At 54.9% G+C, this 19,529-nt stretch carries 16 protein-coding genes; 5 read left to right on the forward strand and 11 right to left on the reverse strand.

Annotation, left to right across the window (positions count from 1 at the left end; translation table 11 throughout):
- Positions 1-210 precede the first annotated feature (210 nt).
- From ACSHSR_RS19250 to ACSHSR_RS19260, 3 genes are all read right to left on the reverse strand, one after another.
- Positions 211-1,146, reverse strand: a complete 936-nt coding sequence (locus ACSHSR_RS19250; RefSeq protein ID WP_129979423.1) for a pseudouridine synthase — start codon at positions 1,144-1,146, stop codon at positions 211-213.
- Between the two features lie 81 nt (positions 1,147-1,227).
- Entirely contained in the window at positions 1,228-1,815 is a 588-nt protein-coding gene (locus tag ACSHSR_RS19255; protein ID WP_025009287.1) for an LON peptidase substrate-binding domain-containing protein, read from the reverse strand.
- 168 nt (positions 1,816-1,983) lie between these two features.
- Entirely contained in the window at positions 1,984-3,039 is a 1,056-nt protein-coding gene (locus ACSHSR_RS19260; RefSeq protein WP_479631048.1) for an alpha/beta hydrolase, read from the reverse strand.
- Positions 3,040-3,508: 469 nt separating this feature from the next.
- Between ACSHSR_RS19260 and ACSHSR_RS19265 the strand changes: the two genes are divergently transcribed.
- Both ACSHSR_RS19265 and ACSHSR_RS19270 read left to right on the forward strand, forming a co-directional pair.
- Complete coding sequence (locus ACSHSR_RS19265; RefSeq protein ID WP_479631049.1) at positions 3,509-5,902, forward strand: TonB-dependent receptor plug domain-containing protein; 2,394 nt, start codon at positions 3,509-3,511, stop codon at positions 5,900-5,902.
- 216 nt (positions 5,903-6,118) lie between these two features.
- Positions 6,119-6,583, forward strand: a complete 465-nt coding sequence (locus ACSHSR_RS19270; protein ID WP_028779610.1) for a NanQ anomerase/TabA/YiaL family protein — start codon at positions 6,119-6,121, stop codon at positions 6,581-6,583.
- A 53-nt stretch (positions 6,584-6,636) separates the two neighbouring features.
- Here the strand turns inward: ACSHSR_RS19270 and ACSHSR_RS19275 are convergent, their stop codons facing one another.
- From ACSHSR_RS19275 to pnuC, 4 genes are all read right to left on the reverse strand, one after another.
- Positions 6,637-7,344 (reverse strand): MliC family protein, encoded by a 708-nt coding sequence (locus tag ACSHSR_RS19275; protein WP_025009283.1) that lies wholly within the window; start codon positions 7,342-7,344, stop codon positions 6,637-6,639.
- 133 nt (positions 7,345-7,477) lie between these two features.
- The gene (locus ACSHSR_RS19280; RefSeq protein ID WP_025009282.1) at positions 7,478-8,155 is read right to left on the reverse strand and encodes a Crp/Fnr family transcriptional regulator; all 678 of its coding nucleotides are present in this window, start codon (positions 8,153-8,155) and stop codon (positions 7,478-7,480) included.
- A gap of 62 nt (positions 8,156-8,217) precedes the next feature.
- Complete coding sequence (locus ACSHSR_RS19285; RefSeq protein WP_071237093.1) at positions 8,218-8,949, reverse strand: nucleoside phosphorylase; 732 nt, start codon at positions 8,947-8,949, stop codon at positions 8,218-8,220.
- Positions 8,949-9,680: a nicotinamide riboside transporter PnuC gene (gene pnuC / locus ACSHSR_RS19290; RefSeq protein ID WP_269149838.1), complete on the reverse strand. Its 732-nt coding sequence runs from the start codon at positions 9,678-9,680 to the stop codon at positions 8,949-8,951. Before pnuC ends, ACSHSR_RS19285 begins: the two co-directional genes overlap by 1 nt.
- A gap of 314 nt (positions 9,681-9,994) precedes the next feature.
- On the opposite strand from pnuC, the gene ACSHSR_RS19295 reads away from it, so the two are divergent.
- From ACSHSR_RS19295 to ACSHSR_RS19305, 3 genes are all read left to right on the forward strand, one after another.
- Complete coding sequence (locus tag ACSHSR_RS19295) at positions 9,995-10,966, forward strand: LysR family transcriptional regulator (RefSeq protein WP_208139797.1); 972 nt, start codon at positions 9,995-9,997, stop codon at positions 10,964-10,966.
- 242 nt (positions 10,967-11,208) lie between these two features.
- Complete coding sequence (locus tag ACSHSR_RS19300; RefSeq protein WP_208185497.1) at positions 11,209-12,558, forward strand: hypothetical protein; 1,350 nt, start codon at positions 11,209-11,211, stop codon at positions 12,556-12,558.
- Between the two features lie 15 nt (positions 12,559-12,573).
- Positions 12,574-13,248 carry a TorF family putative porin gene (locus tag ACSHSR_RS19305; protein WP_261752655.1) on the forward strand — a complete coding sequence of 225 codons (675 nt, stop codon included), beginning with the start codon at positions 12,574-12,576 and terminating at the stop codon, positions 13,246-13,248.
- A 40-nt stretch (positions 13,249-13,288) separates the two neighbouring features.
- On the opposite strand, the gene ACSHSR_RS19310 is transcribed toward ACSHSR_RS19305, so the two are convergent.
- Genes ACSHSR_RS19310 through ACSHSR_RS19325 form a run of 4 tightly spaced genes read right to left on the reverse strand, consistent with a single transcriptional unit; the run spans position 13,289 to position 19,468 of the window.
- Positions 13,289-15,127 (reverse strand): hypothetical protein, encoded by a 1,839-nt coding sequence (locus ACSHSR_RS19310; protein ID WP_261752656.1) that lies wholly within the window; start codon positions 15,125-15,127, stop codon positions 13,289-13,291.
- Positions 15,124-16,233, reverse strand: a complete 1,110-nt coding sequence (locus tag ACSHSR_RS19315) for a VWA domain-containing protein (protein ID WP_037466525.1) — start codon at positions 16,231-16,233, stop codon at positions 15,124-15,126. Before ACSHSR_RS19315 ends, ACSHSR_RS19310 begins: the two co-directional genes overlap by 4 nt.
- Positions 16,218-18,428 carry a DUF5682 family protein gene (locus tag ACSHSR_RS19320; protein ID WP_144131833.1) on the reverse strand — a complete coding sequence of 737 codons (2,211 nt, stop codon included), beginning with the start codon at positions 18,426-18,428 and terminating at the stop codon, positions 16,218-16,220. Before ACSHSR_RS19320 ends, ACSHSR_RS19315 begins: the two co-directional genes overlap by 16 nt.
- Complete coding sequence (locus ACSHSR_RS19325; protein ID WP_028779601.1) at positions 18,416-19,468, reverse strand: AAA family ATPase; 1,053 nt, start codon at positions 19,466-19,468, stop codon at positions 18,416-18,418. Before ACSHSR_RS19325 ends, ACSHSR_RS19320 begins: the two co-directional genes overlap by 13 nt.
- Between the last annotated feature and the right edge of the window lie 61 nt (positions 19,469-19,529).

Below are 19,529 nucleotides of genomic sequence, written 5' to 3' on the forward strand. Positions count from 1 at the left end.
TGGCGAAGTTTGTACGAATCAATTAGAATCTATTTTTAAGCGGTGGAGATTATATAACCAAAAAAAACAAAACCGCCAATATTTTGACGAAAAAAGAGAGTCTGCCACTTTATTATTCAGATCAACTCATAATTAATTATATTTAAAATAAAACTATGAAATATACTTAATCACCCATAAACAATATCCTTCTTTTTATTTCCAAAAGTATCAAACTGTATCAGTTAATTCAGTTTCAAAACCATCCACTTTTATATCCTGCTGTTTGCCACTGATGGGATCGATAAAGCGCAAGCGACAAGCCATCAGCTTGAGGGGCTTATTGAAGTTATCTTCGCTCCTGGGTTGCAGTTCGGGGTAAAACCTGTCGTTCAGCAGTGGCATTCCAAGACTCTGCATATGCAGCCTGAGTTGGTGAGTCTTGCCGGTAATTGGACTTAGACTGAACAGCCCCATATCGCCATTAACGGCGATGAGACTGATTTCCGAGTGACTGTTGGCCTCACCCTCTGCCAAGCGCATGATAAAACTGGGCTCGCCCTTGATGAGGCGATTTTTCACTGTCCAGTGCAGCGGCAGGCTAAGTTCGCCAGTTGCCAATCCAGCCTGAAGCTCAGGAGTCAGCCGCGCCAGCGCCTGGTAGTCCTTACGTATCTGGCCTTCACGGAACAGAGCATGATAAGCATGCCGGGTTTCGGGATCGGTGGACATCAGCATGACTCCGGCCGTTTCTCTGTCCAGCCTGTGCGCCGGCGCTATGGTTTCTATTCCGGTGCGGCGCCTTAACCTGTGCACCAGGCACTCGTTGACATAGTTGCCGCTGGGAGTCACAGGCAAAAAGTGCGGTTTGAACACCAGAATGCTGTGCTCGTCCTGAAACAGGATCCGCTCTTCAAAAGGGATCCGGGTTTCTTTGGGGACTTCACGGTAATAATAGACCCTGGCGGTAGGCCGATAAGGAGTATCGGCCTGGATAGGCTCACCATTTTGCCAGTGTACCTTGCCGGCAGCGACCCGTTCACGCCAGACATCGGCATCGATGCGCCTGAAATGGTCGATAAGAAAGGCCAAAACAGTGGCTTTATCGGTCACATCCCTTGGCAAGACTACATAGGAGGGCTGTGCGGCTCTGTCTGTTTGGCTCATAACTCTTCCGGCAAAATAAAAATGGCGACTCAGGGCCGCCATTCTACTCTATCTACCTTAAATTATTCGAGGCAGGTACACTCAAAGCTGCTGCTGAACATGGGACTTAATCAACTTGAGCACAAAGTCCATGGTCTTGTGGCAATCAGGTTGATTCAACAACAGCTGTTTGTCCTTGTTGTATAAGGGCAAAACTTCCAACCAACGCTGGCTAACCCAAGCGGCATCATCCAGATGCACTTCTGATGAGTAGAGCCCGCGCAAGTCCGGGTTGACCTCATAAAACTGCTCCAGCGCCGCGCTGATAAGGGTGAACTCGCCCCGAATAGGCTCCTCGGCCCAGTTGGGACAATCCATGACCTCGGCCAGCCAGCGGCCATCTTTTTCCTGTTTGGCGGACAGGACTTTGACCCTTTGCTTGCCTTCCAGGGTGATACTCAGCGAGTCATCTTCCAACTGATTGAAGTCGATGAGCTCGCAGCGAGTGGCAATGGGGAAACTGGGCGGCATGGCAACGCTGTTACGCATTCCGAAAGCCAGCGGATATTTCCCCTTCAGGACATCGGCCACCATGCTCAGGGTGATGGGGTCAAGGATCCTGATCTCAAGCCGTCCACCTGGCAACAACAAGGCATCATAGGTCAGTAACGCCATTTCCTGTGTATGCATAGCAACCTCCTTCCCCTCGGGGAGTGAGTAACCGAAAGCGAACCTGAGGTTCAACATTCGCTTTAAAGTCTAGCAGTTGCTGAAATTTCATCCATTGGCAATTTGGGCTAGTCCTTAGGTCTGCTAATGAATTAGACAGGCGTTGAGTGGGTTTTGTTGCAAGCTTGCTTACAGAGGCTCCAGCCTTTGGGCTATCCTGCCACCGAGAAATACCTCGGCAAATTCATCAGCCAATCTGTTACTCATATCGGCGGCGCGGCGCCAATATTGAGTACGACTGGCGCTATCCAAGGTTTCAAAGTCCTTGCGATCCGGAATTTTGCCATAGGGCAACGAAGCGACAAATTCCTCGGTGGGAGCCAACACCAAAGCATTATGATAACGGCGCTTGGCCCGGCGCCATGGCAGGGATTTATCGAACCATCCCGGCGCCATATGGGGATAAAAATGCGGATACAGGGTCAACCCCGGCGCCCGTGACAGCGGCAGGTCGAAGTGGTAATCAGTGATGCCGCCATCATAGAAGTGCCCGCTGGTCACACCGCTGATTTCGGTTACCGGTGACAGCAGCAGTGGAATAGAACCTGTAGCCAGCAATACGGCTTCGATATTGTCACTGCTGAGCAAGGCGCTGTCTCCCGGGAGATCTTTCAACTGAGCGAAGGGGGAATCCTCTATGGCAGAGGCAAATACCAGACGCTCAAAGTGCCACCCCAAGGTGCGGCGACTGACAAGGTTGGTCATGGCGGTAGCGCCCAGGCCTGCCGCCAGCGCCAACTTGCTGCCGGCCCGGTTCAAGTGACGGGCGCGGCACACCACTATGTGACTGCGAATATGCGGCTGTTTGAGGATCTCTTCGGTGCCGCTTGAGCCTAAAATCCCGCTGACTATACCGCGGACCTGGCGGCTGACCTCTTCCCGGCTCGGACGGGTTTCATAGCACTGGCCTATGTAAAGTTGTTCCAACCTTTGATAAGCCGCCAGCGGATCTGCCTGAGCCAGACAGGCCAAACGCCAGGCTCCGGATGAAGCGCCAAGAGTGTAAAGCGGTGTCTGCCTCTGTTTGAAAAACTCGCCAAACAGGTATTTGTCGAGCCCGGCAATCCCCAGCCATTTGGGACCACCGGACGCCGCCAGTAGTTGAGTAAAATGCTCAGGCTTTAATCCCTGTTCCATCAATGTCTGATAGGCATCTGTACCGGCAAGAAATCGCAAGTTAGCCAAAAAGTCACTCCCTGAGCCGCAAAAGTCACAGGCAAGATACCGCAGCCTTGCACGGCAGCCAAGTTTGACTCAAGTGTGCCTGGCTTTTGCACTGCCAGAGTGTTCCCCCTCTCCTCCCGGCGGCTCCGAAAAACGACCGGGACGACTCAAGTTCAAACATCCAAGAAAACGCTCGTAAGGCAGATTTGAAAGTCGAGATAGTCATAAATAGGCTGTTAACTCAAAAGCAACTGTATAAATAAAAGCAAAACAGCCAATTAAACCCCAAACAAACCCAATATCGCCCTTATATAACCCAAACAGCCAAAACCCCGGATAGCCAAGGCCAGGTAAAGGTTTCTATCCAAAAAACTAAATGTTTCTAGAACGCTGCGCTCTGAGTTATCACTTTTACGTCTAAATGCATCAATTGTAACAATGCTACTATCCGCGCAATAAAAATGCAGTTTTGAATCATTCAAGAGGTCGTATGCGCTTAGCTCTTATTTCACTAGCAGTGGCGAGTCAACTGACTGTTCCTGCCGTCTTTGCTGCCGAAGAGCAGCCCAGTATCGAAACCATCTCCGTCATAGGTTCACGTATCGCCCTGCGGACCGCCACCGACAGCGTGGCACCGGTCGATATCATTACGGCCGAACAACTTGAAGCCACTGGCATGACGGAAACCGCCAAGGCGCTGCAGTTTGCCGCACCTAGCTACAGTTTCCCCTTCTCCTCGGTCACCGATGGCTCAGATGCCGTGCGTCCCGCCAGTCTGCGCGGCCTGTCACCGGACCATACCCTGGTGCTGGTTAATGGTAAACGCCGTCATGGCTCGGCACTGGTCCACCTCTCTGGTACCGTGGGCAAGGGCTCGTCCAACGTCGACTTGAATGCCATCCCTATGACGGCCATCAAACGCATCGAAATTCTCCGTGATGGCGCTTCGGCCCAGTATGGCTCTGACGCCATCGCCGGGGTGATCAACGTAGTACTCAAAGACAACAGTGAAGGTGGCATGGTATCGGCCCAAGCCGGTCAAACCTATCAGGGTGATGGCGAGCAATGGCGTGTCGGCCTCAACCACGGCCTCAGCATAGGTGACACTGGCTTTGTGAATCTGTCGCTGGAAGCACATCACAAGAACAGCACCAATCGCGCCGGTTTGGATCCGCGTCAGCAATATCCATTGCTGGCCGATGGCAGCCCGGATCCCCGCGAAGAAACCGTTAACCGCAAGAATCACCATGTGGGTGACGCCGAATATGACAACCTGGGGTTGTTTCTCAATGCCGCTCAGGAGTTTGCCAATGACAGCAAACTGTACGCCTTCGGTGGCTTGAGCCAGCGCGAGACCCGCTCCGGCGCCTTCTTCCGCCGTCCACTGGATAGCCGCAATGTTGCCGAAATCTATCCCGATGGTTTCCTGCCGCAGATAACGCCCAAGATCACAGATCAGTCTCTGCTGCTGGGTTATGAATTTAACCTGGGCGAGTGGCAGTTGGATGCCTCGGCCGGATACGGCAAGAACCGCTTTAAGTACCGGGTTGAGAACACACTCAACGCCTCTTTGGGCCCCGGCAGTCAAACCGAATTCAACGCAGGTACCCTGTCCACCGAAGAGTGGAACCTGACTCTGGATGCCTCACGTTACTTCGACTTTTACAATGACTCAGAGCTCCTGGTCGCTGTAGGCACAGCCTGGCGCCAGAACGCTTATCAGGTGGAAGCCGGAGAGCAAGCCTCTTATATCAATGGCGGTTATCAGAACAAGGCCGGCGGCAGCCAAGGCTTTGGCGGCTTTACCCCAGAATCGGCGGTAGATGAGGATAGAGACAACATAGGTATCTATCTCGAGGTGGAAAACCAACTGACCGACGACTTCTACTGGGCCGCCGCGGTGCGCTATGAAGACTATTCCGACTTTGGTGACAACACCAGTTGGAAGCTGGCCGCCAGATACGATCTGACCGACAACCTGGCACTCAGAGCCACTGCCAACACAGGCTTTCGCGCACCCAGCGTGCAGCAGTTGTACTTCACCAATATCTCGACCCTGTTCAACCCGGATCCCGTGACAGGCCAGCTGGTACCGACCGAGTCGGGCACCTTCAACAACCTGTCTTCCGTGACCCAGGCGCTGCAGGTAGGCAAGCTGCAACCCGAGTTGTCAGAGTCCTTCAGCCTGGGATTGGTGTACACCAATGATTCCGGTCTGGCGGTGACTCTGGATGCCTATCAGATCAGCATAGATGACAGAATCGTGCTCTCCAGCTCACTGACACCGGCCGACTCCCAGGTGGTGGCAGATGCACTGGCCGGTACCAACGCCGAGTCGGCACGCTTCTTTATCAATGCCGTAGATAGCCGCACCCGAGGTGTGGATCTGGTGGTGACCCAGGACTTTGATCTCGGCAGCTACGGCGATCTGCGCGCCAGCCTGGCCTATGCCTATAACGACACGGAAATCCGCGATATCCATCTGCCAAACCTTCTGGATGGCCTGGAAGATCAGCTGTTTGACCGTATAGAGCAGACCCGGATGACCAAGGCCAATCCGAAGAACACAGGTAACCTGGGGCTGACCCACAGCCTGGGCGACTTCAAGACCAACCTGCGCCTGAGTTACTTCGGCCCCTACACCATAGGTTACTCACGTGAAGACGTGGAGTACGACGGTAAGTTCACCGTGGATCTGTCGCTGACCTATGCGGCCACAGATAACCTGAGCTTCACCGCCGGGGTGCAGAACCTGTTCGATACCTATCCGGAAAAACGCCCGGACGACAACAACTTCAACGGGATCTTCGTCTATCCATTGACCAACACACCTTTTGGTTTCAACGGCGGTTACTACTTCCTCGAAGCCAGATACAGCTACTGATTTACCGGAAAACACATTTGCAGGGAAACATATTTGCAGGGAAACATGGGGGCCGGCGATATCGCTGGCCCTTGTGCTTTTTGGCGCTGATCCCCCCTGATATCGGCCGCTTGGCAACTCAAGCGCCTGTCAGGCGCCTGCAGCTTCTCAAAGAGATCAAACTTCCAGCAGGAATGCTATTATACTGAGCCAACCCCTTTCCCCAGAAGATACAAAATGATAGTGGATACTCTGGCCAACCGTGGCCATTACCGAGTGCTGGGCCCGCGTATTCAGGCTGCCCTGGATTATCTGGCCGCAACAGATTTCAGCCAACTGGCCCCCGGCAGCTATGAACTGGATGGTAAAAAGCTGTTTGCCATAATCAACGATTACCACACCAAGCCCAGAGAAACCGAGCCATTCGAGGTACATAGACGCTATCTGGACGTGCAGTATGTGGTCAGTGGTGAAGAGGAGTTTGGCTACCTGCCGCTGGGAGCCCAAACGCCCAGTCGCCCCTATCATGAGGCGCACGACTATGCCGAGTTTGATTATCAATCCAACCGCGAAGCCGCGGCATTTATCCCTTTGAAGGCCGGCATGTTTGCCATCTTCTTCCCCGGAGACATGCATATGCCGGGTACGCTGGCCAAAGCCGTTGCTGTCCGCAAGGTAGTCGTAAAAGTACTGTTGGATTAGAAGGCCACTTGCAGTAAAACGCCCGCGATTGCGGGCGTTTTTGGGTCTGTGGTTTACTTATCGTCTTGGGTTGTGGGCTTGCAAAGCATCTCCTCGGCGCCATAACCCCAGGTCACCCTGGCCTCGCCCTGATGCTCCCAGAAGCTGTAGTCACCGCCCTGATACTTGGCGCCGCTGCCGCTTGGCACACTGAACATCAAAATGCTTCTGTCGCCGCGCTCGGCAATCATGGTTGCCGGCTCTGTCTCGAAGAAAGTGGTCACCAACTCATTGGCCGGGTTGCCGTCACAGGCAAAGAATACCGGGCCGCTAGACGCCACCAAATGATAACGGGCCTGCAACTCCACTATCCGTCTTTGATATGAATCCCTGGTACATTGCAGCTTGTCTTCACTCTTCCAACATTCGTTGCGGCCCTTGATCCAGCCGCGCTGCTCGGCCTTGAGCAGGGGTGGCTGTTCATTGACCGCCTTGTCACTGGCCTTGGCATAAACTTCGGCCAGCTGCTGATCCAGCTTGGCAAGCTCTGGCTCCTGACAAATAAGCATCTCTATGCTGGAAGCCCGCTCGCCCAAGGCGTTGCAATCAAATGTCGGCAGTTCCCGCTCTGTTGCCTGGGGCGAGGTTGAACCACCACCTGTAGCCAATGCGGCGGCAACATCCTGGCTGTTATCCAGTGTCTGCTGCCCGCAGCCACTGAGCGTCGCCGCGGCGACCAACGCCAGTAAAAGCCCTGTCTGTGAAACTGTCCCGAAACTCATTTTTGCTCCTTAATCTTCTCGCTAAACCTACTCGCGGATGCCTAAGCCTTTGCACAAATTAATGCCTAAGCCTAGTCTAAAACCCGGCGCCTGTCCGCTGGCTGAATTAAATATGAGATCAATGAGTTGGCTATTAAGCCTTATCGACAAAATCCTGCAATGCCTGCAGGTTGGCAATTTTCAGCAAGGCGCCCTGTTTTATGACCAGGCCCTTGTCGATAAGCTCTTTTACCGCCCTGCGATAGACCCGGCCAGAGGTGCCGAATCGTTCCGCCTCCTGATCCGGGCTGCCACAGGAACCCAGCATCACCTCTTCGTGTTGACGCCTGAGCAGATCGAAAGCGATGTTATAGCTGATGGGGTGCAAGAGCCTATTGGTGTAGATGTCCAGCGAGTCCTGATAATCCCAGGCCAGGGCGCTGGCAAAAAAGAGGGTAAATTCGGGTTGTTGCAGCAGCATCTGCCTGACTTTCTTCAGGCATAACTGGCGGATTTCCATCGGCTCTTCGGCCACCACACTCCACTGACAACTGGTGGCGGTAAAGAACTCCATCTCACCGAAAAGGTGCCAGTCGCAATCCAGCTCCCCCAATTGAAACCTGCGACCGTTGACGGCGCAGATATTCATCGACACCCGGCCTTCGGGCACCAGGCACATATGGGTCAACTCCCGCCCCTGAGACAAGAGATCTTCACCGGCCTGCAGCAATTGGCTCTGGCCACAGCACTCGAGCATGGCGTCGCAAAACGCCTGGTGAGACTGCTTAAGATGCGCACTGAAACGCCCGGTGCTGTATGGTTGCAGCTGCATAACAACAAGATCCCGTAAAGATGATGGCTCATGCTAGCCCATCAGCCTTACGGGCACAAACTTCAACAGCAGAGCGCCTCCAGCGCCGCCAAAGACGCCAACTTCTCCCCCTGCATCATGGCGCTATCGGCGTCGACATACTGGTTGATGCCCTGTTGCACATCTTCACCATACAAGACCACATTATTGAGCACCGCAGCCACTTCCAGGCCTCTCAGGCGGCCAAGCGTCAGCAGCGCGGCTGTTTCCATGTCAGCCCCCAAGACTCCGAGTCGATGCCAATGACGGCAAATCTCCAGCTCATCATCCCGGTAAAAACTGTCGTGTGAACGCACTATGCCGGAGTGGAAGCGGCAATCGCGGCGCTGCAAATAAGCCGCCATGGCATTGATAAGCTGCCGACTCGCCAGCGCCGGATAACCGGGCGGCGCATAACAGCCGGAGCCACCGTCATCGCGCACTGCGGCCTCCGCCAGAATCAATTCGCCCAAGGCTATCTGCGGTTGCAGCGCGCCGGCGGAGCCGACCCTAATGACACGGCGGGCGCCACACTGATACAACTCTTCCAGGGCGATAATCGCCGATGGTGCGCCTATCCCTGTACTGCAAACAGTGACAGCCACGCCTTGGTAAAATCCGCCCATGCTGCGAAACTCGCGGTTCTCTGCCAGCAACCGGCCATCGTCCAACAGCGCGGCAATCCGATTGACCCTTTGTGGTTCACCGCAGAGGATCACCTGCTCACTCACCTGCGCCGGAGACAGACAGATATGCGGCTGTTTATCGGCACTCATCAGCAAGCCTCCGCCGGACGGCTGCCATTGTCTTTGGCGGTACGCATCCACTGACGGGTGCCATTGGCGGCAATAAACAACAGGATAATGTATTCAATCGACAGGGCATAAACCCCCTGGGCGGCATAGATGCCGACGCTGACCACATTGATAAGTACCCAGAGGATCCAGTTCTCGACATATTTTCGGGTCATCAGAATTTGCGCCACCACAGACAGCACTGTCATCACTGAATCCCAGAAGGGGAAAGCATCCGGCTCCAGCACAGGCTGGGCCAGCCCGGCACCAAACAGGTTGAGCGTATCGACACTGACCTGGGCAAAGAGAGCAAATACCGGGTCGATATAGACAGTCATCAGGCCGATGCCCAGCACTGAAACCGCCGCGGTAAAGGCCAGTTTCTGCTTCGACAGCCAACGCACCTTGAGGGTGTCGCCGGTTTGCTGATCCGGCCGGGTCCAGGCATACCAGCCATAGAGATTGGCGCAGAAGAAAAACAGCTGCAGCAGCAAGATGCCGTAGAGCTGTATTTGATAAAAAATAATCGCAAACAGAGTTACATTAACCAATCCAAACAGATAGTTAATCGTTTTTTCCTGGCTGGCGAACCAGATACAGAGCAAACCAAATACTGTGCCCACGGCTTCAATCCATGACATGGCATAGCCACTGCCAATGGGAATGTTCACCAGGGTATTGTTGATATCAAACCAAGCGGCAATATCCATCATCTATTCCTTGCATTATTGTGTTTTGCGCCCATGTAAGCAGATGGCAAAGCTCAAGTTAAGGACATTTGTCCACCTTGGCTGATTTAAGTCACAGCTCACTCTTGTGTGGCGCCTTCAGCACTGAAGCTGTGCCCTGACGCAGATGTTCACAATGGACATTTTCCGCTTTCGGGATTCGCTTTTTTCGATTCGGCAACATTGGGCGCCATGTAACATTTTGGTTAATTCACTCAAGTCAGATGTGACTCAGTTCACTGTCCAGGGCTGGGCTAGCCCCCATGATGCGGGCATACCTTAGAAGCATTTAACCAGCTATGAAAGATATAAAACGACTGGACTATGAATTAATGCAGGTGCTGATCGCCATAGATGAGCACAGAAATTGTCAAAATGCCGCCCATGCTTTGAGGATAAGCAATTCCGCCATCAGCAGGCACCTCAAGCAGCTCAGGGAAATTTTTGATGACACCTTGTATATCCGCCGTGCCAGTGGTTTTATTCCCACCCATAAGGCAAGCCAGTTGCTGCCCATGGTTCAGGACCTGTGTCAGCGCTATCAGGAATTGGAGAATCAGTTCACCGAGTATCAACCGGCCAAGTCACGGGAGCACTTTGTTATTTCCGTCTATGATGACTTCAGCCCCATTATTCACAAAATACTCAATAATAAGGTGCGCCCTTTCGCACCTGATATGAGTTTTGATATTCGAATTCTGTCCCACGAATACACCACAGAACTGGAAAACGGCAATATAGATATTGCCGTGATGTCAGAAAGCTATACCGGCGCCCATTTACAGGGCAATCTATTTGCCGAAGTGAGAAACCTATATTTATTGGGCAACCGTAAACATCCTTTCTTACAGGATAACGTGCAGGTGACTTTAGAAGACCTGTTCAAATATCCCTATTATGAGATGGATAATTTCTGCGACTTGCCCGAGCCTCTAATTGTCTCTGCAGCCAGACGGCGCAACCAGGAGTGTGTCATCGCCGGCTCTACCGGGAGTCTGGCCAGCCTCGCCAGCGTACTGCTGGACATGCCTTACTACTCCATCTCCTGCAATCTCTTTACCACAGATTATATCGCCGGTTTTCCCAATCTTATTTATAGAAAACTGCCCCTCGAAATAAGTCAGACCCTATTGAGCGAAATAAACACCAACAGAGATATAGGCCATTATGTCGTGGTCAGTGATCTAAATAAATCACAGGCCAGAGACTGGCTTAAGGAGGTATTGGTCAGAGAACTGAAAAGCGAATGGAATAGGGGAAGGTGCAAATAAGTCCTCGTGGCACTCTGACTTGCACAGCTGCTGGCATTCAAGGCATCTGACTGAAGGCATGCCGGGGGCTGTCAAAGTCGGATAACGCAGAAAGCCGATTGCTGTGAAAGCCCCGATGAGCACACATGAGGCTTGTTCGCACCTTCCCTTGAAAACCCAACTCATAACAAAAAGTCTCCCGGAATGAAAAATGGCAAGAGTCCGCTCTTGTCAAGGGGAGCTATTACCTAAGGGATAACAAGATGAAACCAAGAATACTGAATATGGCCACATATTCGGCAGGGCTGGCTGCGCTCCTTTGTCTGCTGGGGCAAGGGGTTCAAGCGGCAGACAGCTGCCTGAATTGTCACAGTGATCAAGCAAAGTTACAGGCGCTGATAAAGCAGCATCAGCTGGAAAAAGAGTCGCTCTCCGTCGAGCAACAATCACTACAACTCCTGGTAAGCCAAACAGATATGGGTAGTCACGCCGAACTCGGTTGCCGTGACTGCCACAGCAAAGCCGACAAACCAGAGGGCAGAGCCTGGCACCCAGGCGTTCTGGCCGATCCCAGTGCCGATGGCGGCAGTGTCTGTGGCGACTGCCATGGTGAGGAGATGATTACCAACTTCCGCCACTCACTGCACTTCACTGTCAATGGTGTCGCCAAGGGCTTGATGGAAAGGTTACAGCAGACCCCAGAGCGGGCCCAGTTGTTTGAACAGATGCATAACGGCGAAGAAGGCTGCGCCAGTTGTCACGCAACCTGCGGCCAGTGCCATGTCAGTGCTCCCGACTTCGCCGGTGGCGGCCTTTTGAATAAGCACGCCTTTGTCGCGACTCCGGATCCGGTCAAAACCTGTGAAACCTGCCACTATGAAAATGCCGAGCAGCACAAAGAGCAAGATGTGCACGTCACCAAGCACAATATGAGCTGTATCGACTGTCACAGTGCCCAGCAGGAATTCCACGGTCGGGACATCAAGCAGATCCCCGAAGGCAGACTCTACAGCGAAGGCCCGGACAGCAACAAGACCGGCCCTTACGAGCAGACCCAGAAACGCGACATAGTAGCGGTGAAGTGTGAAGACTGCCACCAGGATAAAGTCGCCGATCACACCGAACTTCTGAGCGGCAAGGCATCGCCCATAGATCACAATGCCAAGCTGAAGTGTACCGCCTGCCACACCCAGCCCTACAGCAACTGCTTCGGTTGCCACCAGGACGACACCTTGTCTGTGGGCAACTGGCAGAGTCTAAAAACAGCCGAGACTCCGGAGCAGAACATCAAGCTGGGGCTAAGCATAGCCAATGATAAAAACAGCAAGCTGATCCCGCTGAGCCATTCGGCCGGGATTAGTATCGATGCCGGGGTCAAGGTGGATCTCAAAGATCCGGCCACCAAATCCTATTGGGTGCCCTTTTCTACTCACTTTACCGCCAAGAACCCTCTGGCCACCAAGCAGGCACGCGAAAGTGGGCGCATGTGTGAAAACTGCCACAACACTGATGAGGATATCTTCCTCAAAGAAAGCGATTTGCGCTTGGGAGAGACAGATCCCGTCTCCGAAAGCCAATGGATAGTCCCTAAAGAACGTTTACCCAAACACTGAGCCCAGGAGCCGAACATGAAACATAGGATGATAATCAGTTTACTGCTGTGCGGCCTTGGCAGCATGCAATACGCGCAGGCCCAGGAAAGCGCCTTTCAGACCTCAGGAGTGATCATGGGGCTGAGCAACTATCTGTGGCGTGGCCTGACCATCAGCGATGACAAACCCTCACTGCAGGCCGATATCATGTTGGAGAATGAGACAGGTTTCTATGCCGGAGTCTCCTTTGAAACCTATAGGTATCAAGGTGATGAGGGGATAGAGAAGGATTATGAAATCGACTACTACGCAGGTTACTACCTGACGGTCAGCGACGAGTTGGGCTTTGGCTTCAATGCCATGCGTTACACCTATGGCGACAGTCACTCCAATCTCGAATATGCCCTATCCATGGATTACAACAGCTTAAACTTGGCGCTCAACTATGATCAGGACTTTGAAACCTGGTACAGCGAGGCCAACTATGCGCTGCCGCTGGCGCAGTATGGCGAGCTGGTTATCCATGGCGGCTATTACTTCGATGCCGAAACCATGGGCTTTGAAGATAAGGGGGAACTGCAAGACAGCGCCTACGATTTGGCGCTGCGCTACAGCTATCCCCTGTTGTCACAGCTGGATCTACTGCTGGAAGCCAGCTATCAGGAGTTTGAGCACGACCACTATATGATAGGACTCGCGTTCAACTTCTAATCAAAGCTAGCTGACGACGAATTCCTCACCATAACAATAATTAGCAACTCCCAAACTCTTGCCCCGCCCCTGCAGCGGGGCTTTTTTTAGATTCATCGCAGCCCTCCGGATAATGCACCGGCTTGATCAGGCACATAGCGAGCATTTTCTCGGCGCAATAGGCGGCGCGCAGATAGTCCCGCGCTTTAGCTCCCTTGAGGTTGTGACTCAGCGTCATCAGCCCGAGACGCTCGGCCCTTTGCGCCAATGTTGGCCTTGGTGCCGGCAGGCCATCGGCCAGCTCATCCAGCACCCCATGCAGGGTTTGCTGCATCAGGCCCAGGCGCGGCAGCGGCGCCTGGGGGGCTGACGGCTCAACTAGCGCTCGCGCGAGTAGTTGCTGGTCGCCGGATTGGGGCAAGGTATCGAAAAAGAGGCTGAACCAGTTATTGAGCAGCAGGGACACAGGCCGCAGGTATAAGTGGCTGGCAGTGCGCTCGATGCGCGCCACTATCAGCTCGGGTACCCGCTCGCCCAGCAACTCCAGATTGGTCACGGCTCTTTGACTCAACTTGTTGTAAGGCAGCGAGAAACTCAGCAGCGCCTGCTCCCTGTCCCAATAATGCAGCTCCATACACTGACTGGCCTGATTGAAACCACTCAGGTAGAGACCGCTCGGCCGGAAACACAGGTACTCCTGTTGCCAGTCTATTTCGTCGGCAACAGAAAGACTCACGGGCTCCAGCGGCTTGGTCGCTGGGTAGACCCGGGTATCCTGCAAACGCCGCAGGCGCCCCCAGGCATTGAGTTCGGCCTGAGCCAGGGTTTGGGTCTTACCCTGCCACCCCAGGGCCGATGGCGCGCCTGCCAGCATGGGCAGACCGCGAAATACGCTGACATAATCCAGCTGCTGCCCGGCTTTGGGGCGGCTCTCGGCCAGGGTGATAAAACGCCCCTGCTCATCCTGCAATACCTGAGTCACACCATGGGCGCCCCCTTCGCTCTGCCAGGGGAAAGCGCCCAGCCCCAGCACCTGCTCCGGCGCTTGTTGATAGGGTCTTTGCGTCTGAGCCTGGCTGCCTTCCAGAGCCGCCAAGGAGCGGGCCAGACAGCTGAGCAGCAATTTTCTATCCCTGACGCCTTGGCCCGAGACATATTTCTCCAGCGTGCCATGCAGCTGTTTCAGGGCGGTCAGTGGCAGATTTTGCCTGTCCATGGGCACCAGCAGGAGTTCCAGCTCTACCAGGGACGAGGGTCGCAACCTCTCTATGCCGAGCTCAGTCATCTGCTCCAGCAACTTAAGGCAACGGCTCTTTAACTGATCGCGGCTCTGCTGCCCCAGATACTGCAACTGCGCCTGCTCATCGAGCAGCCATTGCGGCCATTCAAAGGCGATGGCCTGCTCACGGCAATAGAGCCAGACGGCGAGCAGCGCATAACGCTGCGCCTCTTCGGTGCAGATAATATCCTGCAGCCCCTGTACGCACCGAAAATACAGCTGCTGCCCCTCCAGTTCGACGCAGACTGTGCCTTGCGCAAGCTTAATATCCGCCGCCCAGCGGCGCTGACTCTGCTGATACAGGCGGCGAACCTGAGTCTTGCCGGCATCATTCAAAAGCTCGGCCAGATGGAGTTCCACCCGGGGCGGCTCTTCGGCGCGAGTCTCAGGGGATGCAGGCTGCTCCAGCAGATAAAGCGCCGCAGCCACTATGTGTTTACACAGGCCGGAGGCGCCGCAATCGCAGCGACTGGCGAGCGGGTTATTCCAATCCAGCAGCCCCTTTTGCCCTTCAAACTCAAAGCCATAATCCTGCATCTGCGGCTGGCTTTTCTCCAACGCCTTGCGGGCCCGGCGCACCAAACCAGCACTGCCGAGGCTGGTGAGTATGGTTTCATTCATCGGCGTAGCCCCATAGTCAGCGCCAGCCATTCGGCAAAGTTATCCGGGCTGAGTGAACCTATCTCCATCCCCAGGCGCTGCAGCTTGTCGGTGCTAAAAGTGCTGTAGAAAGGCTCGGCATCGTGATTCATGGCGGTCATCCCCAACATCTTGATACCACTGTCTATCATCCCCTGGGCCTGGGCCAGTAAGGCCTGCATCGACCCCCCCTCTTCAAAGTCGGACACGGTTGCCACCACAGAGCGCCCCGGCTCGGAGCAGAGTTGCTGACAATAGCGCCAAGCCTGGGAGATTAGGGTGCCGCCGCCCAACTGGCAATTCAGCAACACAGACACGGGGTCCTGGGCCTGCTCACTCAAGTCCACCACTTGGGTGTCGAACACCACCAGCGACAACTTCACCGATGGCAAGCGGGTCAGGATCCCGGCGATCACTGCCGAGTAAATCAGCGAAGTCGCCATGGAGCCGGACTGATCTATGCAGAGCACTATGTGCCAGGGCAGTTGGTGCTGCTGACGGGCATGGAAATAGATCCGCTCGAAACAGACCTTCTCGCCATCAAAATGCTTGAGGTTGCGGCGAATACTGGTCTGCCAGTCCAGATTGGCCAGCCGTTTCACCGGACTGTGGGCCTGGCGGTTGAGCCTGCCACTCAAGTTGTTGATATAGGTCGGCCGCAGGCGACGCAGCAACTCCTCGACTACTCCCTGAATAATTCGCTCTACCTGTTGCCGAATGGCCGGCTTGTGATGGGCATTGAGTTTCAGCAACTGCTTCAGCACCCCCATACTGGGAGTGATCTTTTCCAGCACCTGCGGCTGCTCCAACACCTGATGCAACCCAAAGCGCTCGACCGCATCGGACTGCAGCCTGTCGTTGACCGAACGGGGAAACAGGGTCTCCGCCGCCTCCAGCCAGTTGGTCACTGCCAACTCGCTTTCCCCCAAGCCTGCGCTTACCTTGAAGCCACGCTGCAGCTGGCCCTCCTGATAGAGCTGCTGCAACACCTCATCCTGTTGCTGTTGCCGGGAGCTGAGACAGGTATCAAGTGCGTTGGCATAGCGCCCCAATACCAGACGCCAGCGCTGCTTCAGTTGCTCATCCATTGACTCAATCCTTGTTGCTCCAGGTCAATTCGCAGCTGCCGCTCCAGCGCCAACCCCTGTTGAAAGTCCTGTTCAGATATCCCGTATTGCAACCAATTCAGGCCATTATCCCACTGATTCAGCTGCAGCAAGCGGCGGCAGAGCTCATCTACCTCTCTTGCATCCAGCGCGCAAAACAAGCCCCTCATGGCCGGTAACTTGTCGATAAACTGCGCCTCACTCAGCTCACTGAGCCAGTGATTCAGCATGGGCAGCAGGCCATGGTCTTGCCGCAACCAGTGCGGCACAACCTTGAGCAACGCCTCAATCACAGGGAAGGGATCGTTTTGCAGTTGCAACTGTTGCAGCAGTGGCGCCGGGTCCAACTTATCCAGCTCGATAGCCAAGGCCTGCAGGACAAAATAGAGCACGGGTCGGTGGGCGTTATGGCTTGTCAACCAGCGCAGTCTGTCACGCCAGGGAGACTCGAGCTCGTCCTGATGCAAGACAGCTACGCTCTGCAGATCCAACAGTAACTTCACCGCCTCTTGATCGCTCAGGCGGTTGATTGCCGGTAAATGAAAGCCGACCTGATGCCATAGGGCTTTTTGGTAAGCCAGCAGCTCAATATCGGCAAACAGTGGATGATGCGCTGCCGCCAGCAAGGTCATAAAGCTATTGGCCAGTTGCTGAATGTCGCTGCATTGGCTTATCTGCTGCGCAATGGCATGGGCGCTCAGCTCTTCCGGCATCCCCAGATGTAATGCCAACACCAGTTTTTCCACCAGTTGCTGCAAATCTTCCTGGGGCAACTCACTGAGCCGCCGTTTCACCACCAGCTCGAGACGCAGCCCCAGGCTGGATTTCTCGGCCAGTGCCACTTCCACCGCCGGAGTCCAATGATAGTTCCAATGTTCATGGCGATGGTTGAACTTCAATTGCCGGATGACCGGCATGCCATTTTGTGGCCTGGCAAAACCGCTGCCCACAAACAGCAGCCGACACAGGAGTCGACGGCGCTCAATATGCTTGTCCGTCATGGCGTAGAGATCGAAGTGGCAGCGTCCCGGTTTATCCGTCTGCAATCTGGCCTTACGACATAGCGCCAACACCTCTTCCACCAGCGGTAAACTAGGTTGGTCGGCCGGTAACTGCCCCAGGGCATCGCCGCTGAGCACCTTTTGCCAGGGTTCGAGTGTCGATGCCGACAGCTGCTGTTTAATCAGGCAGCTGCCCAGAGAATCCAGCAGATCATAGCTGCCTGGGCGCGCCAAGCCACGCAAACTACAGAGGGCCTGCAGATGTTCAAAGCAGTTTTTCTTATAGATCAGCGGCAATTGCGGCATCTGTTCCAAGAGGTAGAGCAACCAATCATCGGCGTTCAATTGCCGCTGCTGAAACTGCCAGCGACAGAAGGCCGGATAAGGCATACCGGCGCTGTAGCCTTTGCGGGCATCCAGCAAGGCGTCACTGAAACGGATCACAAAGCTGTCTTGCGTGTCATCGACGACGATCGCCTCGGCCTCGTCGGCAAAGTTGATCAACGCCGGGGTATGAAAACCACCTGTGAGCACAGCCACTCGCTCATAGCGGCGGCGGGCTGCCTTGATATGGGCCCGCATCTGGGTTTCACGGGCCAGATCGCCCATCTCTTCCAGGCTGTCTGTGCCAAAGCAGGCACGACTGGCGGCGCAGAACAACAATACCTGGGTAAAGAAGCTCTCGGCCGAGGCGAAATTTTGTTGTTCAAACAAACGCTGCCAGAGTTCGTCGGCATCCCGGCATCCCAGTTGCTGCTGTAGGCGGCGGCTGTAGTCCGAGCTTAAAAAGCGGCTATCACTCCAACGGTTGCTTACACCGCCCTCCTGCGCCTTTTCATCCAGATCGATGAAGATCACCTCAATGCCCTGCGCCGTCGCCCAGCGCAGCGCCTGCCATTCAGGGCTGTTCTCGGCCAGAGGGTAGTAGCTGCCACTCTGATAGATGGCAATAGGCGGCACCACAGTATCGCGCTGCAGCAGTGACAGATGGCGGATAAAACTGCCGGGGGCTTCTATTAACACGGCTTGGGGCTGCCGGCGCTGCAACTGCTCCAGCGCCATGGCGGCGCAGGCCGGGCTGTGATGCCGCAGCGGCAACCAGCACACCCCGGGATCGGCCGCGGCGGCCTTGAGCAGTTCACCAAACTCCCCTCTAAGGAACATCACCTCATCCACAGCGCTTTTCCTGCCTGGAAGAAGGCTTGCCAACCCTGGCGTTCACGGGCGACCACATCCATGTAATGAGCCAGCTTCTTCACATCGTCGGCCTTGTCCTTGATTAGCGTGCCGTGCATCTGCTGCACCAACTGGGCGGCACTCATGGGCTCTTGCCAATAGAGGCTGTGCAGGGCGCAGCCATGCACTATATTAACCGCCTCGGCCGTGGACAGAGTGGCATCCATCGCCTGCGGGCCGACGGTACTGCGAAGGTCGTGAAATACCCGCACCAGCAAGTCCACCAGCGCTTCATCCAACTGCACCTGTTGGCCGCTGTCCGCCAGACGTTGGCTCACCTGAGCCAAAATCAGCTGGCGCTCCAGCAGAGGATCGCTGAGCACAGGCACTGTCTCGAAGTTGAAACGGCGCTTGAGCGCGCTGGACATCTCGTTGACCCCACGATCCAGCAGGTTGGCGGTGGCTATCAGGTTGAAGCCGGGCTTGGCCTGAATCGAGACGCCCAGCTCGGGGATACTGAGGCTTTTTTCCGACATCAGCGAGATCAGCACATCCTGCACCTCCTGCGGGCAGCGGGTGATCTCTTCGATACGCACCAGCTTGCCCTGCTCCATCGCCTGATAGACGGGGCTTTTCAGCAGGGCTTCCAGACTGGGGCCACCAGACAGCAACAGGGCAAAGTTCCAGCTGTACTTGAGCTGCTCCTCCGTAGTGCCTGCTGTGCCCTGAATGAGATACTCACTGCTGCCGCTGATGGCGGCGCTCAATAGCTCAGAAAGCATCGACTTGGCGGTACCGGGTTCACCGACCAGCATCAGGCCGTTGTTGCCCATCAGGCTGACAATAGCCCGCTCCACCAGGGCATCTTCCCCGTAGTATTTGCGGCTGATATCAAGCGCCGCATCGCCGCAGATAAAACGTCGCACCGCCCCGGCCGACATGGCCCAACCCGGTGGAATAACCCCCTTGTCGGCCGCCATCAAGCGTTGCAGTTCATCCCGATAACGCTGCTCGGCATGAGCCCGAATGACTTGTTCCATCCTGTTTGCTTCTCCTTATTGGCTGCCACCAGTAAGGCAGCAGCCTAATCCATCCGTTATC

This window comes from Shewanella sp. VK101, assembly GCF_056497865.1.

Bases quoted from the DNA above. Each gene is read 5' to 3' on its own strand.
- ACSHSR_RS19250 (WP_129979423.1), bottom strand. From the start codon at position 1,146: ATGAGCCAAACAGACAGAGCCGCACAGCCCTCCTATGTAGTCTTGCCA.
- ACSHSR_RS19255 (WP_025009287.1), bottom strand. From the start codon at position 1,815: ATGCATACACAGGAAATGGCGTTACTGACCTATGATGCCTTGTTGTTG.
- ACSHSR_RS19265 (WP_479631049.1), top strand. From the start codon at position 3,509: ATGCGCTTAGCTCTTATTTCACTAGCAGTGGCGAGTCAACTGACTGTT.
- ACSHSR_RS19270 (WP_028779610.1), top strand. From the start codon at position 6,119: ATGATAGTGGATACTCTGGCCAACCGTGGCCATTACCGAGTGCTGGGC.
- ACSHSR_RS19275 (WP_025009283.1), bottom strand. From the start codon at position 7,344: ATGAGTTTCGGGACAGTTTCACAGACAGGGCTTTTACTGGCGTTGGTC.
- ACSHSR_RS19280 (WP_025009282.1), bottom strand. From the start codon at position 8,155: ATGCAGCTGCAACCATACAGCACCGGGCGTTTCAGTGCGCATCTTAAG.
- ACSHSR_RS19285 (WP_071237093.1), bottom strand. From the start codon at position 8,949: ATGAGTGCCGATAAACAGCCGCATATCTGTCTGTCTCCGGCGCAGGTG.
- pnuC (WP_269149838.1), bottom strand. From the start codon at position 9,680: ATGATGGATATTGCCGCTTGGTTTGATATCAACAATACCCTGGTGAAC.
- ACSHSR_RS19295 (WP_208139797.1), top strand. From the start codon at position 9,995: ATGAAAGATATAAAACGACTGGACTATGAATTAATGCAGGTGCTGATC.
- ACSHSR_RS19300 (WP_208185497.1), top strand. From the start codon at position 11,209: ATGAAACCAAGAATACTGAATATGGCCACATATTCGGCAGGGCTGGCT.
- ACSHSR_RS19305 (WP_261752655.1), top strand. From the start codon at position 12,574: ATGAAACATAGGATGATAATCAGTTTACTGCTGTGCGGCCTTGGCAGC.
- ACSHSR_RS19310 (WP_261752656.1), bottom strand. From the start codon at position 15,127: ATGAATGAAACCATACTCACCAGCCTCGGCAGTGCTGGTTTGGTGCGC.
- ACSHSR_RS19315 (WP_037466525.1), bottom strand. From the start codon at position 16,233: ATGGATGAGCAACTGAAGCAGCGCTGGCGTCTGGTATTGGGGCGCTAT.
- ACSHSR_RS19325 (WP_028779601.1), bottom strand. From the start codon at position 19,468: ATGGAACAAGTCATTCGGGCTCATGCCGAGCAGCGTTATCGGGATGAA.